This is a genomic window from Bacillus cereus (assembly GCF_025917685.1).
GTDB lineage: Bacteria > Bacillota > Bacilli > Bacillales > Bacillaceae_G > Bacillus_A > Bacillus_A cereus_AT.
Genome location: NZ_CP089518.1, coordinates 3,136,681 through 3,152,918 on the forward strand (window position 1 = coordinate 3,136,681; position 16,238 = coordinate 3,152,918).

The following is a 16,238-nucleotide window of genomic DNA, read 5'->3' on the forward strand; positions in this document are numbered from 1 at the left end:
CGAAAATATAATTTCAACAGTGGGTAAATGTAAGGGGTGCTAACATGAAAAAACGATGGATTTCTTGGTGGATTGGTAACATATTTTGGATTATCGTTTTTGGAATCTGGGCAGCTATTATTTGGCTACGAGATGTTGATGGTGCTGGTGTTACTCAAACACCTGAGCTTAAATTAGTGGCATTTATCGTTTTATTAATTGCTTTTATATTACCGATACTTATTCAAGTTGTATGGTTAATTGTTAATCTGAGAAAAGGTAGAAAAAAATAACGCATAAAAAAGAGAGGAACCTTTTTCAAACTAGATTCCTCTCTTTTTTATATGGGGATTATGCCATTCTTGTTAAGCTGCACTATTCCCTTTTCTTTACGATGCATGATCATCTTTCTTCTTCAACAACGCTCTCTTCTTCATCGCCTTCGTTAAATATCCGCCTTTAAATGAACGGATTTCATAAGAAGACATAAATGCTTTTGGTGCAATTTCATTAATAATTTCTAAAAGCTCTTTCTCTCTAGAACGCTTAGCAACGATATCTAACCGATAACGTATAGAATTAATACCTTCACCTTCAAATACTGTAACACCAAATCCAGAGTGCCGTAATTCATCTACTAATTCATTACAACGGTCTAGTAAACTAACTTGATACGTAATATAACCAATTGCTAATTTATTCTCTATATAACCGCCTAATAATAGTCCTGTACTAAAGCCAATGACATAGGCAATGATGTTCATCCAATTTGATAAATCTTGAAACACAATACCTAAACTGACAATGTAAATAGCTCCTTCTAACAATCCAACACCAGCAGCGGATCTTGTTTGATTCTTTACAAGCAAAATCGTACGGATCGTTAAAATGGGAACGTAAATAATTTGAAGCACAAAAATAAGTAGCGCTTGTAACATTGGTATCCACCTCTTTCACGAATTCTTTTGTCATGATAACATACTTAAGCTTTAGAAATCGATGGGTTTTTAAATTTTCTCGAATTTTTTTCCACACTATTGAAAAACCTAAAAAAGAAGCGTATTATATTTGGTCGTAAATTCAATTGTCATTATTAAATCGCTCATAGTATATTAACTATTGCGCCATTTATTCTCAAACACAAAAAAGGAACCCGGTCAGGTTCCTCTCATTATAACTCTATGTTTTTCGAAGCTTGTTCTCTTTGCTTCTCTTCTTCTTTTACTAACTGCATATTTGCATAGGCTAAATTCGCAATCATTAAAAAGTGACCACCTAAAATACCCGTACCAAATGCCCACATTTCCATTTCATGCTCAATTTCATACATAATGATAGCCCCTAATATCGCGGCTGCAAATCGGTTTAAGACTCCTAATCCAGGAGCCTTTTCTTTCATTACAATACTTCTTCCTAGTTTCTCCACTCTACGAGCTAATAACCAAAGGCAATATGCGCTAACTGCTAAACCAATACCGAACCCTGTCACTTGTTTTCCAAATGGAGTAATCGCCCACATTAGTAGTAAACCACTAAAGATTGTATACAATTGTAATCGATATACACGTAAGGCTACTTGAATCAAAATATCCGCTCCTAATTTCACATTTTATTATGTGTCAGAAGAAAAGCAGCAACTTACACAGTTGCTGCTTTCTCTTGTTCTTGTTCCATTTTTTGAATTTCAACACGTTTAATTTGATAAGCATCTTTTTCTAACACTTTAAATTCATAACCTTCTGCTTCAACGTATTGTCCTTCTTCAATTTCATGATTTTGCATCATAATCCATCCACCGATTGTATCCACATCGTCTTCTTCAATGTGTAATCCAAACAAATCTTTTACTTCTGAGATAAGCACTTTTCCATCAACAATTTTATGATACTCGTTCACATGTTGAATTGGTGGTGCTTCATCTTCATCATATTCATCACGAATTTCGCCGACGATTTCCTCCAATATATCTTCAAGCGTTACAATTCCAGCTGTTCCTCCGTACTCATCATATAAAACAGCCATTGGAATTCGCTTTTTCTGCATTTGCAGTAATAAATCATGAATTGGAGTAGTTTCCATAACTTCAATAATCGGACGCATATACGTGCGAATCGATGATAAATCTTCTTTATCGTTGTTCATATATCGAATAAAGAAATCTTTTACATTGACCATACCGATAATATCATCTTTATCTTCTCCAAAAATCGGATAACGTGTGTATCGTTCATTTTGGATTACTTTCATGTGTTCTTCTACTGAATCTTCAAGATAGAAACCAACGATTTCCGTACGCGGTACCATGATTTCTTTCGCAATGCGATTATCAAATTCAAAGATATTATTTACATACTTGTATTCAGCTTGATTAATTTCTCCACTTTCATAGCTCTCTGAAAGAATAAGACGTAACTCTTCTTCTGTATGAGCTACTTCATGTTCAGAAGCTGGCTTCAAACCGAATAAACCAGTTACAACACGAGCAGAACCATTCAATACCCAAATAAACGGATACATAGCTTTATAGAATATCATTAACGGACCTGCTAATAACAATGTCACTTTTTCAGCTTTTTGAATTGCCATCGTTTTCGGAGCTAATTCCCCGACTACAACGTGCAAGTACGTCATCGTCATAAATGCAAGACCAAATGTTAATACTGATGAGATAGAAGGATTTAAATTCCATTTCTCAAATAATGGGTGTAATAATTTTTCTATCGTCGGTTCACCTAACCAACCAAGTCCCATCGCTGTAACTGTAATACCTAATTGACAAGCAGATAAATATTCGTCTAAATTTGTTGTTACTTTTTTCGCTGCTAATGCGCCGCGTTTCCCTTCCGCAACAAGCTGATCAATGCGACTTGAACGTATTTTTACAATCGCAAACTCTGCTGCTACGAAAAATCCAGTAAATGCGATTAAAACCGCAACCATGAATAAATTAAATATTTCCAATGAATCCCCTTAGTTAAAAAACTAAGGTGTCCACCTCCTGTATACTATAATGTTTTCTTATTTGTTCGTTAGAAAACATAGCCCGATACAAAAATTAAAGAGGTCGGATTTCACTTATTCTATAATAATAGAGCAAGTGTCTGTATTAAAGCTGTCGTTTGACCTGATAAAGATTTCGATATTTTTTCACGTTGTGAATCAGTCAATTCATCTAAAAGAGGCTTTAACTCCGTTAGTTCTGCTTCTAATCTATGAATATGGTCTGTCACATCATTCACATGTTTCGAAACGTGTTCATTGATACCGAGCAGCTTTTTCTTCTCCTCGATTCTCTCTTTAATCTCACAAAGCGGCATATGCATTTCTTTGCACTTCTCAATAAATTGTAATGTCTCAAATGCTGTTTCGTCGTAATAGCGATAATTAGATTGAGATCGCTCCGCTTTTAAGATACCTAGATTCGTATAATAATCAATCGTTCGTTTCGACACGTGAGCCATGAGAGCCAACTGTCCGATTCGATACACCTTCCCAACGATCTTCCCCCCTTGTTTATATTACTCCCATCATACAATACATAAACTGTACAGTCAAACGTGATGGTTTCTTATTCACAATTTATACAAAATTTTACGTCGCATCTTATGTTATCCATACACATATAATCTATTAAATTAACTATATAATAAAATCATTAGATTCATTAAGCCACCACTACCAAAATATAGCCAGTGAATAGCCCGTTCCTTTCAACCTTTCTTATTTAAGAACATATCATAATAGTATCGATATAAAATTCTTATTTATTCTATAGGAGGAGATTGAAATTACCACGACTATTATTTCTCATTTTTATAACGAAGAATATTTGCTTCCTTGGTGGCTTATGCACCATACAAAAATATTCGATCACGGTATATTAATTAATAGAGGCTCCACTGATCGTTCCGTTGAGATTTGTAAATTATTCGCACCCCATTGGGAAGTACGAAATTCAAGATTTATTGAGTTTGATCCAACAAATACTGACATTGAAGTGATGGGAATTGAAAGAGAAGTTTCAGGTTGGAAAATCGTTTTAAATACTACGGAATTCTTTTGTTGTAATAATGCAGAAGAGTTTTTCTCATCCCTTCATACACTAGGGCAAAATATGTATGCAATTAGAATGATTTTAATGATTGATAGCCATACTTACAATTATTCAAAGCCAAGATATTCTATCCCCTTAGTGGAACAACGACACCACGGTGTCTTCCCTTATAACCCAAAACTCGGATGTGCCTGGAGATTTATTCACAATCACCTAGATGGAGCATATTTACCCGGTAGACATTATTCGCGGCACGGGAATATAGTTTATAACTATCCTTCATTTATTTTAAAATTTTATTTTAGCCCTTGGAATGAACAGTCAAAGGCAAGAAAATTACAAATCACACCTACCCTTTCCAAAATGGGTGTTCAAATGGGGCTCCAAACACATTATGGACAATCTCCCGAAGAACTTGAAACCCGTTTTTTAGAGCTTAATAACGTAACACAAGATCTCCGTAATAATCCTGAATATCAAGAATTATTTCCAAAGTTCAAACCTTAATATTATACGTACCGGCATTCTCACACATACTTTTTTCCTTCTTGATCAAAAACAATACCATTCGCATAAAATATGAATACTGTATATACTATAACTTTTTTAATTTAGGAGGACAAAATGAAAGCTGTTATTCTTGCTGGTGGGTACGGGACAAGGATTGGGGAAGAAACTCATTTAAAACCAAAACCTATGATTGAAATTGGAACAAAACCTATTCTATGGCACATTATGAGTTTGTTTAGTCATTACGGAATTACTGAATTTATTATTTGCTTAGGCTATAAAGGATATGCAATTAAAGAGTTCTTTTTAAATTACAACTTACACATGTCAGATTTCACAATACATTTAAGCGATAATACAATTACTAACCATTCTCATCGTATTGAACCTTGGAAAGTTACACTAATTGATACCGGTCTAAATACTGAAACGGGTGGACGGGTTAAAAAAATACAAAATTACGTCGGGGACGAACCTTTTTGCCTTACTTATGGTGATGGATTAAGTAATGTAAATATAAAGGAACTAATTGCATTTCATAAAAATCACGAAAAAATAGCTACTGTTACTGCCGTACAGCCTCCAGGAAGATTTGGATCTCTCGTTTTAGATAAACAATCTGTCACATCCTTTCAAGAGAAGCCACTAGGTGATGGTGGTTGGGTGAATGGTGGTTTTTTTGTTTTAAATCCTGATATTTTCAATTATATTAGCGGGGATAAATCTATTTTTGAAACAGAAACTTTAGTGCAGTTAGTAAATAAAAATGAATTAGCAGCCTTTCAACATACTGGTTTTTGGCATCCGATGGATACATTGCGCGATAAAAATAAATTAGTCGAGCTATGGGAAAATAATAAAGCTCCGTGGAAGGTTTGGTAATATGGCTTCATCATCTTTTTGGAATAAGAAAAAAGTATTTATTACGGGACATACTGGCTTTAAAGGTTCATGGCTCACCCTTTTTTTAACTTCTTTAGGTGCAGAGGTCATCGGCTACTCTTTTCAGCTTCCATCCTTCCCTAACCTTTTTGAACAAGGTAACGTGGCAAAAGAGTGTACGACAATTAAAGGCGATATTACAGATTACGATTCTTTATTCCATGCCCTGAAACAACATACTCCTGACATACTATTTCATTTAGCAGCCCAACCAATCGTCACCACTTCATATAAAAATCCTATCGAAACATTTAAAACGAATGTTTTAGGTACTGTTCACGTATTAGAAGCGGCAAAACATATAGAAAGTATACGCTGCATCATTAATGTTACAAGCGATAAATGTTATGAAAATGATGGGAGCGGTAACCGGGCATTCGTGGAAAGCGACCGACTTGGAGGGTTTGATCCTTATAGTGCTAGTAAAGCTTGTGCTGAACTAGTTGCAACGTCATATCAAAAATCATTCTTCCGCACTAACACTCAGAAAATTGCCTCAGTCAGAGCAGGTAACGTCATCGGCGGCGGTGATTGGGCAGAAGACAGATTATTCCCAGATATCATTCGAGCGTATTTACAAAATGATACGTTAAATATTAGAAACAAAAACGCTATTCGCCCGTGGCAACACGTATTAGATCCTTTACATGGCTATATCCTTTTAGCTGAAAAACTTTGGGAAAATACCGAATATGCAGAAGCTTGGAATTTCGGCCCGATGAATGAACCTAACAGAACGGTTCATGATGTCATTCAATCTATAATGAAATTATGGAATAAACCACTAACAATCCTTTCTCCTCTTACAAATACTCCTTATGAATCACCTACTTTAACACTCGATAGTACAAAAGCAGTAAATAAACTCAGTTGGACTCCTAAGTTATCAACAGATCATTCTATCGCTTGGGCTGTTGATTGGTACAAAAAATATGCATCTGGTCAAAATATGGAATCTTTCACGCGACAACAAATCGATGCATTCAAAAATTTATAAGGGGGCTATAAAATGGAACAGAAAAAATGCCGTTTTTGCCACTCATTACTAACAAATACTTTTTTAGATTTAGGAGTTTCCCCTCTCGCTAACTCATTTGTAGCTCCTGAAAACTCATATAAAATGGAACCATTTTATCCGCTGCACACATTTGTTTGTAACTCTTGTTTGCTTGTACAATTAGATGAATTTGAATCTCCGCACAATATTTTTCATGACTATTTATACTTCAGTTCTTACTCATCAAGCTGGCTACTACATGCTAAGCAATACGTAGAAATGGCAATTAAGCGTTTTAACTTAACAAACCATTCAAAAGTGATTGAAATTGCGAGTAACGACGGGTATTTATTACAATACTTTCAAAAAGAACATATCGAAACGTTAGGAATTGAACCAGCAAAAAATGTAGCAGAAATCGCTATCCAAAAAGGAATCCCTACTGAAGTGAATTTTTTCAGCAACGACTTAGCAAAAAAATTACCACAAGCCGATTTAATCATCGCAAATAACGTATTAGCACACGTTCCGAACTTGCATGATTTTGTCGCCGGTTTAAAAACGTTATTAAAACAAGATGGCACGATAACAATTGAATTCCCGCACTTATTAAATCTCATATCATTTAAACAGTTTGATACGATCTACCATGAGCATTTCTCCTATTTCTCACTTATAAGTCTTCAAAAAGTTTTAGCTCATCATCATTTACAAATTGTTGATGTAGAAGAGCTTTCAACGCACGGTGGTTCATTGCGTATTTTTATAAACCATCATAGTGACTCATCCACTATCCATTCCAATGTTACAAACTTAATCCAAAAAGAAGTAGATCACGGGCTAGATACATTAGATTGCTATCTCCTTTTTTCTAAACAAGTGGAGCAATTGAAAATAGATATTTTGAAATTTTTTATCGAAGCAAAAACTTTAAACAAACAGGTTATCGGCTACGGAGCTCCCGCTAAAGGAAACACCCTTTTAAATTATTGTGGAATCGGAAAAGAATTCCTAGCTTATACGGTAGACAAAAATCCCCATAAACAAGATCTCCTTTTACCAGGAACTCGTATCCCTGTAAAATCTCCAGAAGAAATTCAGCACACTAAACCTGATTATATTCTCATATTACCTTGGAATTTAAAGGAGGAAATTATGAAAGAATGCTCCTTCATCCATGAATGGGGCGGCAAATTTTTAGTGACGATTCCAGAAGTTGGGGTAATTGAGCCATGAAAAAAATCCTTATAACAGGCGGTAGTGGATGGATAGGTAAGTATGTTGTACATTCACTTATAGAAAAGGGCTATGAAGTGCACGCCACTTATAATAAAAATAAGCCTTCTCACCTTTCCTGCCATTGGCATAAAGTAAACTTGCTTCGCGATGAAGAAGTAAAGAAACTCATTTACGAAATTAAGCCTACTTATCTTGTTCATTTAGCTTGGGAAGCAGTGCCACCCAAATGCTATGTATCCATCAATAATTATTATTGGCTCCAGTCCAGTATTTCTTTAATTCAACACTTCACAACATGTGGTGGAAAACGAGTCGTTGTAGCAGGTACAGGTGCAGAGTATGAATGGTTTAACGGTGTATTATTTGAAGATTCTCCGCTTCTTTCCTATAAAACACCTTATTCATTATGTAAAAATGCATTACATTCCTGGTTACAATCGTACGCAAAACAAACCGGCCTCAGCATGAGCTGGGGCCGAATTTTTCATATGTATGGTCCTTATGAACATGGCAATCGTCTCATTTCTAATATTATCACTTCATTATTAAAAAACGAGGAAGTACTATGTACACATGGAAATCAATCTCGAGATTTTCTCCATGTGAGTGATGTCGCTGATGCTCTTGTTACCTTATTACAGTGTAACGTTACAGGTACGATAAATATCGCTTCTGGTCACTCTGTACAAATTAAAGAATTAGCTTCTATCATTACCAAAAAGATAGGAAAAGAAAATCTAATTAAACTAGGTGTTATCCCTTTTCCTAAAGATGAACCTTTATTTGTCGGTGTTAATGTGGAACGTTTAAAAACTGAAGTAAAATGGGTACCAAGATACAATCTAAACGAAGGAATTGAGGAAACTATTTTCTGGTGGGAATCATTTATAAAAAAGCATAACGATACGCAGCACTAAAACGTAAATCCTTCGTCCCTCTCGCTAATTCCCTATACCATTCTTCCAATCTTTCAGGTGTAATAATGTGATGTGTCCCCATTCCTGCATGCTTACTACCTTCAGAAAGAGTCGGACCAATTTGTAATTTTCTCTTCCTCATCTCATCATTCCACGGACTAAATCCAAGCCATGCAATACAAGCAAGAGGTGGGTAATTCATAAATTCATGTGCAGTTAAATGTCTTCCAACTGTGTAGCTTCCATGTTCATTATTATGAATGAACCTACCTCTTCTCCATAATCTCCAATCTTCTGGTAAGTAACCATGAAATCGCTGTTTCATTAAAGGCATATCATACTTAAGTTCTGGATAACTATAGTCAGGATTATCGACCATGATAAGCCCTTCCAGCCAGTACATCTTTCCTCCCATTTCATTAAGTGATTTCCAAAATTGTTTTTTATCTTGAACACAAAGAAACTCCGTCGTATTTAAAATCATTTTCCAACCTTCTAATTCTTGTTCTACATGCATTACTTCACGGTCAGTTGCTAACGCATCAAATTCTGGATGTGCAGAATCTCGCACTTCCCAATGCGGTGCGAATTTTTTGCAAATTTCGACTGAACGATCTGTAGAACCTTTATTAATTAAAATACCATGATCAAACAGTTTCGTATGATGCATAAGCCACCACGGTAATAAATATTCTTCATTGTAAAAATGAGAAATAACGGTTGTAGTTATAATAATCTCCTCCTCTTTCTCTATTAATCTACTTTTTCATCCTACTCTTAATATACTTATCAGTTATGCAATTGGTTTCTTTTATTTTAAAAATATGTTTTTCTACCATATACTATGCTTTCTTCGACAACCACCATTTTCTAAAGAATCAACTCCGTACAATTAACATCCCAATAAACTGAAAATTAAGTTATAATATCATTATAAAATTATGAAGGAGGAATGCGCTCATGTACTACAACACTTCATTCGAAAACGATCAACCTGTAGACCGTCTATAATCTAAGACGGGCATTCATATAACAAGTGCACTATGCCTCGTCTTAGGGAATAAATCATAACCCTAAAAATAGACGGAGGTAATTCAAATGAAACAAACAATTTTAGGAGCTATATGTTTATCTCTAGCAGCAAGTATTTGGGGCGGTATGTACGTCGTTAGTAAATACGTACTCGACTTTATCCCGCCACTTACACTCGTTTGGCTACGTTTTATTATCGCTTTTGTTGTTTTATATGTGATTTTGAAAATAACTGAAAAAAAGCAAAAGAAAAAAATAACCATCCACAAAAAAGATTGGCTATCATTTGCTTGGATTGGATTCATCGGGTATTTCATTTCGATCACATGTCAATTTATCGGAACGAAATTATCCGATGCTCATACAGGCTCCTTAGTGACATCAGCTACCCCTGCATTTATGGTTATATTTGCAGCGCTCATTTTAAAAGAGAAACTAACTACTCGTAGACTTTTATCAACTATAATAGCGACAATCGGTGTCATTATCGTTATCGGATGGGATATTGAAATCGGCTCCTATTTTATCGGTACAATCATTTTAGTTGGAGCCGCTATTACGTGGGCTTTACTGTCCATTTATGTAAAAATCGCTTCAGCTCGATTTTCATCTTTAGTTATTACAACGTACGCAATATTTTTTTCACTCTTTTTCATTACACCTTTTATGATATGGGAATTCCAATCAAGTCCTATTGAACATATGAACATGTGCGTATTATTAGGCGTACTCTATTTAGGAATCGTCTCAACCGCAGGTGCATTTTTCCTTTGGAATAAAGGGTTAGAATTAATGGATGCTAGCATCGGTTCCTTATTTTTCTTCTTCCAACCGATCGTTGGTTCAATACTTGGCTGGCTTTTATTAAATGAGACATTAAGCAGTAACTTTTTCATTGGTGGTATCCTTATTATATGTAGCGTTATAATTACGACTTTTGAAAAGAGAACGTAGTATAAAAAAACAGGCAGAGACTTAGTCTCTGCCTGTTCGCATAATTGGCTCTTGGTCGTGAAAACCAATACAAATTGGTATATTACTTTGTAATCCACCACATGCACTTATAAAACTACACACTGTTCTTGCAATTAAATATAAAGTAATACCTACAGACTTTTTATCTGAATCAAAGCCATTTTCACCATAAATATCAGCTAACTCTCCTAAAGATGGTCCTTCTATTTCATCCGTCCAATCACTTGACCAATCTTCATCTTCTTCTTCAAGAAACATGTAATCGTCACAAATATAGAACTGACTATCCCACTCATTATCAAGATCATACTCAAAATAAATCGCCTTTGCTTCTTCACTTTCAGCAATTTCTAACGCTTCTTTCAAACCTATTCTCATACTTTCCTTGTATGAATCTAATGGAATCCATTTAATTCGCTCCGCATGCTTACTTGATGCTAGTGTGCTACAAATATCATAATACTTCGATTCAATTTGAGATACTGATAACGAAAATACATCCTCTTGCATTTCCTCTAAATGCTGAAAAACATCCAAACTATTTCACTCCATACTCTTTACGCAGGCCAATGCGCTGGACGAGACAACACTTTCGGTAATTTCGTATGTTTGTCCCCTTTCGCCGCGTTAATTTGAACTTGTGTAAGAAAAATACTATTTGTAAAATCCGTCCCGCGAATATCTGCATCTCGCAAATCTGCTCCGATGAGATCTGCTCCTCTTAAATCTGCACCGTTTAAGTTAGCCGCAATTAAGTAAGCTCCTCTTAAATTCGCCCCTTGCAAATTTTTCTTTTTCAGATTTGCTCCCATAAGGTCTGCTCCGCGGTGACTAATTCGTTTCTTACGCGTGACATTCATTTCCTTCCAAACTAGCTCACTCGTTTCTAAAAGTAAAACATTTACTTCTGCACGGTGTAACGGGATATTTACTTTCATTAACTCGTCCGCAGTTAAATTCGAAAGGCGCTCTGTCTCTTCAATTGCTTTACTTAGTTCTTTATGAATTGATTGTGTCCCATTTAAATGAAGAGCCTCAGTCAAATACCACAGCATTTCATGAAGCTGATGCATAACTGGAAAAGCATCATACATTTTTCTCGCATGCTTAGCATCTTTCCGCCAATCAATCCCGTTAAATGTAACTTGAGAAATCTTCTGTCCAGCGCCAAAACATTCAAATACTGTACAACCTTTATAACCTTTTCCTCTGAGATCTTTATGTATGCTACATTTATAATCTGACTGTAAATTAGAACATGGCTTCCCACCATCTTTATTCACCGCAAAATCTACCGATGCTGCGAACGGTAACGCCACGCAACATAAACCGAAGCATTTTTCGCAGTTTGCTTTTAAATGATCGTTATGATTAGTCAAAATATATACCCCCTGTTGTCTTTTGACTATTTCATAATATTCCAACTGCACTAAATAATCAATTTTAAAATAAAATAGCATCTTTCATTTCAATTCATAACTTTATCCTGCAATTTCCTTTCAATTGAAAAAGACAGTTTCTATCAAATGAATTATAATTAAATTACAAATATTCAAATTAAAAGGAGACTTACTATGGCACTCGAAATGAAAACAAACTGTCAAATTTGCGATCATTCCCTTCAGCCCGATTCTGAAGCATACATATGCGTGTATGAATGTACATTTTGTGCACCATGTACAGAGGAAAGACAAAACGTTTGCCCGAATTGTGGCGGCGAGTTAGTACGTAGACCGAAAAAGAAATAATAAAAAGCAAAGCGATATCGCTTTGCTTTTTATTATTTTCTGGGTATCTGAAATTATATCAACGATTTTTTAATATATCGACTTACTGGTAAACAACGAGATTTCTACATGAATTGAGTTTCAATCCCTCTCATAAGTTACACATTTAAAAATTTAACACACACAGGCTCTGGTACAACAACATCAGGTTGTAAAAGTGTTAACTTTCCTGTAGATTCATTTCTTGAAAATAGTACAAGATTATGTGACTTTTCATTTGTCACAACAAGGAACTTTTCAGTAGGATCTAATACAAAGTCCCTCGGCCAATTTCCTTCTGTAGATGTATGTTCAACAAATGTAAGCTGACCTGAATTTTGATCCACGCTGAAAACAGCGATACTATTATGACCACGATTACCTGCATATACAAACCGGCCGTCAGAAGAAATATGAATCGCACTTCCTTGACTATTCCCATCAAATTCTTCTGGAATAGTAGAAATATACTGCAACTCTGTAAAGGCCCCTTCTGACGGGTTATATGTTAACACAATAACCTCTGAACTAAGCTCAGTCATCACATACGCATACTTTCCATTCGGATGAAAAGTAATATGTCTCGGACCACTCCCTGGATTTACAGATAAACTATTCACTTCTGTTAATGTACTATCTTTTATTTCATACGTAATTAATTTATCTATCCCTAAATCAACACCCACCACATATTTTTCATCAGGAGTATATCCCGCGTAATGCGCATGTGGTTTTTCTTGCCTTTCCTTATTCGGACCTGAACCTTTATGCGTCATAATAGATGCGGCAGGATTTACAGTTCCATTTTCTTCATTTACTACGAAAGACTCAATCGTTCCTTTATGATAATTCGCTGTAACTACCGTATGATTTCCACTATCAACACTCACATGACAAGGAGAAGCACCTTCTACTACTTGTCTATTTCCCGCCTTTAGTTCTCCAGTATGACTTTCAATCGAATAAGTAGCTACTCCGCCATTTTCTCCTTCCTTAACAACAGAATAGAGATATTCATTATTTCGATTAATCGTTACATATGTAGGGTTATCCAGCTTGGCCGCAAGTGTTACATTACTAATTTTTTTCGCTTCCGTGTCTAACGTAAACTTATATATTCCTTCACTATTTTCTTTCGTGTATGTTCCAACATATCCAATAAACTCTTTGTTATCCTTCATTTTCATAACCCTCTCTCCCTATATTTTTCGTTCATCATACTACTTAAAATATTTTATGTTGAAAGAGTATCCTAGAAAATCGGAGTACCTCTTTATACGTTACCATATTTTCCTGCTAAATAGCTTTTAAACCCACTTTTTTTGATACGCTGCTATACTTTCGTATTCTTCTTCCAAGTGACGAGACAGACGAATATAGATTGGCGTTAAATCTTTATATTTCTCCACACTTTCCACGTTTGGCTCATGATAAAAATTTGCACCTACCATTTCAGAAACTACGTGTAATGTATCTACTTCGCCTAAGCTATATAAACCGAGAATCGCAGCTCCTAAGCAAGAGCTTTCGAAACTTTCCGGAACATATACGTCTTGATGAAAAATATCCGCCATCATCTGTCTCCAAAGTTCCGACCTTGCAAAACCACCTGTCGCTTGAATTTTTTTCGGTTCACCAATGAGTTCTTTTAAAGCAAGAAGAACTGTATACAAGTTATAAATGATCCCTTCTAAAACAGCGCGAATAAGATGTTCTTTTTTATGATGCAATCCAAGTCCAAAGAATGATCCTCGTGCATTGGCGTTCCATAAAGGTGCTCTTTCTCCTGCTAAATATGGATGAAATAATAAACCATCAGATCCAGGATTCACTTTTGCTGCTATTTCCGTAAGCACTTCATATGGATCTTTTCCTAAACGCTGCGCATGCTCAACTTCTAACGTACACAATTGATCACGAACCCACCTAAAAATCATACCACCGTTATTAACCGGTCCGCCAATTACCCAAAGATCCTCAGTTAACGCATAACAAAAAGTCCTACCCTTCGGATCCGTTACAGGATGATTTGTTACAACTCGCACTGCACCGCTCGTACCAATTGTAATAGCAACTACTCCAGGTTCTATTGCATTTACACCTAAATTCGATAATACCCCATCACTCGCACCTACTACAAAAGGAGTAGTAACAAGTACATTCATCTCTTTTGCGAGTTTTTCATTTATTCCTATTAAGCTGTGCGTCGTTGGAACAAGTGTAGAAAGTTTTTCATCTGAAATCCCCGCAACACGAAGAGCTTCCTCATCCCATTTTATAGATTTTAAATTGAACATCCCTGTCGCTGATGCTATAGAATAATCAATTACATATTCCTTAAATAACTTATAAAAAACATACTCTTTAATAGAAATGAATTTATAGCTTTTGGCGAACAATTCTGCCTGCTCGTTCTGAAGCCAAACTAATTTCGAAAGTGGTGACATAGGATGAATTGGTGTTCCAGTACGAAGATATATTTCATGACCATTCATATCATTTTTTATTTTCTCTGCCCAGCTTGCGCTTCTATTATCTGCCCAAGTAATACATCGCGTTAATGGATTTCCTTCTTTGTCTACAGCAATGACGCTATGCATTGCCGAGCTAAAAGAAACACAAAGAATATCAACCGGCTGTACATTACTTGATTGTATAACTTCTTTAATCGTATGTATCACTGCTTGAAAAATCTCTTCCGGATCTTGTTCTGCTATTTCCGGCGTGGGAGAATATAAAGGATATTCAATTCCATGACTTGCAATAACAGATCCATCAGTCGAAAATAGAACTGATTTTGTACTAGTTGTTCCAATATCTACACCGATCATATATTTCGAGCTCACCATGTAACCCCTTTCAAATTATTCCTATAACAAAAGAGCACTATGATTTTGATTTATACAAAAAAGACTCTCCCTTATGAGAGGTACGCGCTAACTAACTTTACTCTCATAAGGGAGGCCTTTTCATATCTATTGTGCTAATTTGAAAAAGAATCGTTTCTTTATTATATTGCCGTTTTCACATAATAAGATGCCAAACTCGAGATTAAGTTTATAGGATGAAGTTACATAGAGATTGGCCCTCTCGTGAAAAAGAAATTGGTGAAACTTTACTTCATTATAACTTAGGTGCTTTCGCCCAATCAGCAGCAAACTTTTCAATACCTTGGTCTGTCAATGGATGCATAGCAAGTTGTTCAATTACTTTATAAGGAATTGTTGCAATGTGAGCACCTGCCATCGCTACACGAGTTACATGATCCGGGTGTCTGACAGAAGCTGCAATAATTTGTGTATCTAATTGATGAACATCGAATAATTCAGCAATTTTAGCAACTAATAATACGCCATCTTCAGAAATATCATCTAAACGTCCTAAAAATGGAGAAACGTACGTTGCACCTGCTCTGGCTGCTAAAAGGGCTTGGTTCACAGTGAAAATAAGTGTAACGTTCGTTTTCACACCTTTTTCAGTAAGATAGCGACAAGCTTCTAATCCTGCTAGCGTCATCGGAAGTTTTATCGTGACGTTTTTATCACCACCGTTAATTTTAATTAATTCTTCTGCTTGAGCAATCATTTCTTCAGCTGTAACAGCATCTGGCGTTACTTCTGCCGAAACAGACTCAACTTTAGGTACTGCCTGACAAATTTCTGCGATACGGTCTTCAAACTTAACGCCCTCTTTTGCTACTAAAGAAGGATTCGTTGTAACACCAGCTAAAACTCCAAGTTTATATGCTTTTTTTATGTCCTCAAGATTTGCAGTATCAATAAAAAACTTCATGATCCATTCCCTCCATTTTTTAAACGTTAACGAGT

The 16,238-nt window shown here is 35.7% G+C and carries 18 protein-coding genes; 8 read left to right on the top strand and 10 right to left on the bottom strand.

The annotated features are described in order from the left end of the window. The first annotated feature begins 44 nt into the window (after positions 1-44). Entirely contained in the window at positions 45-272 is a 228-nt protein-coding gene (locus LUS72_RS16280) for a DUF3923 family protein (protein ID WP_097833215.1), read from the top strand. A gap of 96 nt (positions 273-368) precedes the next feature. Here the strand turns inward: LUS72_RS16280 and LUS72_RS16285 are convergent, their stop codons facing one another. The 4 genes from LUS72_RS16285 to LUS72_RS16300 all read right to left on the bottom strand — a co-directional run bounded on the left by LUS72_RS16285 (position 369) and on the right by LUS72_RS16300 (position 3,467). Beyond that, the gene (locus LUS72_RS16285) at positions 369-917 is read right to left on the bottom strand and encodes a DUF2179 domain-containing protein (protein WP_097833216.1); all 549 of its coding nucleotides are present in this window, start codon (positions 915-917) and stop codon (positions 369-371) included. Positions 918-1,150: 233 nt separating this feature from the next. Beyond that, a complete protein-coding gene (locus LUS72_RS16290) occupies positions 1,151-1,564 on the bottom strand; it encodes an ATP synthase subunit I (RefSeq protein WP_000616833.1) in 414 nt (137 codons plus the stop codon). 53 nt (positions 1,565-1,617) lie between these two features. Then, positions 1,618-2,940: a hemolysin family protein gene (locus LUS72_RS16295; protein WP_097833217.1), complete on the bottom strand. Its 1,323-nt coding sequence runs from the start codon at positions 2,938-2,940 to the stop codon at positions 1,618-1,620. A gap of 119 nt (positions 2,941-3,059) precedes the next feature. Then, entirely contained in the window at positions 3,060-3,467 is a 408-nt protein-coding gene (locus LUS72_RS16300; protein ID WP_097833218.1) for a MerR family transcriptional regulator, read from the bottom strand. Between the two features lie 299 nt (positions 3,468-3,766). Here LUS72_RS16300 and LUS72_RS16305 point away from each other — a divergent pair, with 299 nt between their 5' ends. From LUS72_RS16305 to LUS72_RS16325, 5 genes are all read left to right on the top strand, one after another. Next, positions 3,767-4,540 (top strand): glycosyltransferase family 2 protein, encoded by a 774-nt coding sequence (locus LUS72_RS16305; protein ID WP_097833219.1) that lies wholly within the window; start codon positions 3,767-3,769, stop codon positions 4,538-4,540. Positions 4,541-4,657: 117 nt separating this feature from the next. Further along, on the top strand, positions 4,658-5,425 hold the full coding sequence (gene rfbF, locus LUS72_RS16310; protein WP_097833220.1) for a glucose-1-phosphate cytidylyltransferase: 768 nt from the start codon (positions 4,658-4,660) through the stop codon (positions 5,423-5,425). 1 nt (position 5,426) lies between these two features. Next, a complete protein-coding gene (gene rfbG / locus LUS72_RS16315; RefSeq protein WP_264447270.1) occupies positions 5,427-6,482 on the top strand; it encodes a CDP-glucose 4,6-dehydratase in 1,056 nt (351 codons plus the stop codon). Positions 6,483-6,494: 12 nt separating this feature from the next. Continuing rightward, complete coding sequence (locus LUS72_RS16320) at positions 6,495-7,718, top strand: class I SAM-dependent methyltransferase (protein ID WP_264447272.1); 1,224 nt, start codon at positions 6,495-6,497, stop codon at positions 7,716-7,718. Beyond that, positions 7,715-8,638 (top strand): NAD-dependent epimerase/dehydratase family protein, encoded by a 924-nt coding sequence (locus tag LUS72_RS16325; RefSeq protein WP_141533419.1) that lies wholly within the window; start codon positions 7,715-7,717, stop codon positions 8,636-8,638. The genes LUS72_RS16320 and LUS72_RS16325 overlap by 4 nt, the downstream gene beginning before the upstream one ends. On the opposite strand, the gene LUS72_RS16330 is transcribed toward LUS72_RS16325, so the two are convergent. Next, positions 8,607-9,392, bottom strand: a complete 786-nt coding sequence (locus tag LUS72_RS16330) for a glycosyltransferase family 2 protein (protein ID WP_097833223.1) — start codon at positions 9,390-9,392, stop codon at positions 8,607-8,609. The genes LUS72_RS16325 and LUS72_RS16330 overlap by 32 nt on opposite strands. Positions 9,393-9,736: 344 nt before the next feature. Between LUS72_RS16330 and LUS72_RS16335 the strand changes: the two genes are divergently transcribed. Continuing rightward, positions 9,737-10,624, top strand: coding sequence for a DMT family transporter (locus LUS72_RS16335; protein ID WP_264447275.1), 888 nt, complete (start codon positions 9,737-9,739; stop codon positions 10,622-10,624). A 21-nt stretch (positions 10,625-10,645) separates the two neighbouring features. Here LUS72_RS16335 and LUS72_RS16340 read toward each other — a convergent pair whose 3' ends face one another. Both LUS72_RS16340 and LUS72_RS16345 read right to left on the bottom strand, forming a co-directional pair. Then, the gene (locus tag LUS72_RS16340; protein WP_264447277.1) at positions 10,646-11,182 is read right to left on the bottom strand and encodes a hypothetical protein; all 537 of its coding nucleotides are present in this window, start codon (positions 11,180-11,182) and stop codon (positions 10,646-10,648) included. 20 nt (positions 11,183-11,202) lie between these two features. Further along, entirely contained in the window at positions 11,203-12,024 is an 822-nt protein-coding gene (locus LUS72_RS16345; protein WP_097833226.1) for a pentapeptide repeat-containing protein, read from the bottom strand. A gap of 195 nt (positions 12,025-12,219) precedes the next feature. Between LUS72_RS16345 and LUS72_RS16350 the strand changes: the two genes are divergently transcribed. Continuing rightward, on the top strand, positions 12,220-12,393 hold the full coding sequence (locus tag LUS72_RS16350) for a DUF1272 domain-containing protein (RefSeq protein ID WP_001162783.1): 174 nt from the start codon (positions 12,220-12,222) through the stop codon (positions 12,391-12,393). Positions 12,394-12,530: 137 nt separating this feature from the next. On the opposite strand, the gene LUS72_RS16355 is transcribed toward LUS72_RS16350, so the two are convergent. The 3 genes from LUS72_RS16355 to fsa all read right to left on the bottom strand — a co-directional run bounded on the left by LUS72_RS16355 (position 12,531) and on the right by fsa (position 16,203). Further along, the gene (locus LUS72_RS16355) at positions 12,531-13,598 is read right to left on the bottom strand and encodes a lactonase family protein (RefSeq protein ID WP_264447282.1); all 1,068 of its coding nucleotides are present in this window, start codon (positions 13,596-13,598) and stop codon (positions 12,531-12,533) included. Positions 13,599-13,718: 120 nt separating this feature from the next. Further along, complete coding sequence (gene gntK / locus LUS72_RS16360) at positions 13,719-15,260, bottom strand: gluconokinase (RefSeq protein ID WP_264447283.1); 1,542 nt, start codon at positions 15,258-15,260, stop codon at positions 13,719-13,721. A gap of 274 nt (positions 15,261-15,534) precedes the next feature. Next, complete coding sequence (fsa, locus tag LUS72_RS16365) at positions 15,535-16,203, bottom strand: fructose-6-phosphate aldolase (RefSeq protein WP_000667692.1); 669 nt, start codon at positions 16,201-16,203, stop codon at positions 15,535-15,537. Positions 16,204-16,238 lie beyond the last annotated feature (35 nt).

Coding starts and splice junctions, on each gene's coding strand:
- rfbF (WP_097833220.1), top strand. CDS start 4,658: ATGAAAGCTGTTATTCTTGCTGGTGGGTACGGGACAAGGATTGGGGAA.
- LUS72_RS16325 (WP_141533419.1), top strand. CDS start 7,715: ATGAAAAAAATCCTTATAACAGGCGGTAGTGGATGGATAGGTAAGTAT.
- LUS72_RS16335 (WP_264447275.1), top strand. CDS start 9,737: ATGAAACAAACAATTTTAGGAGCTATATGTTTATCTCTAGCAGCAAGT.
- LUS72_RS16320 (WP_264447272.1), top strand. CDS start 6,495: ATGGAACAGAAAAAATGCCGTTTTTGCCACTCATTACTAACAAATACT.
- LUS72_RS16285 (WP_097833216.1), bottom strand. CDS start 917: ATGTTACAAGCGCTACTTATTTTTGTGCTTCAAATTATTTACGTTCCC.
- LUS72_RS16355 (WP_264447282.1), bottom strand. CDS start 13,598: ATGAAAATGAAGGATAACAAAGAGTTTATTGGATATGTTGGAACATAC.
- LUS72_RS16350 (WP_001162783.1), top strand. CDS start 12,220: ATGGCACTCGAAATGAAAACAAACTGTCAAATTTGCGATCATTCCCTT.
- rfbG (WP_264447270.1), top strand. CDS start 5,427: ATGGCTTCATCATCTTTTTGGAATAAGAAAAAAGTATTTATTACGGGA.
- LUS72_RS16280 (WP_097833215.1), top strand. CDS start 45: ATGAAAAAACGATGGATTTCTTGGTGGATTGGTAACATATTTTGGATT.
- fsa (WP_000667692.1), bottom strand. CDS start 16,203: ATGAAGTTTTTTATTGATACTGCAAATCTTGAGGACATAAAAAAAGCA.
- gntK (WP_264447283.1), bottom strand. CDS start 15,260: ATGGTGAGCTCGAAATATATGATCGGTGTAGATATTGGAACAACTAGT.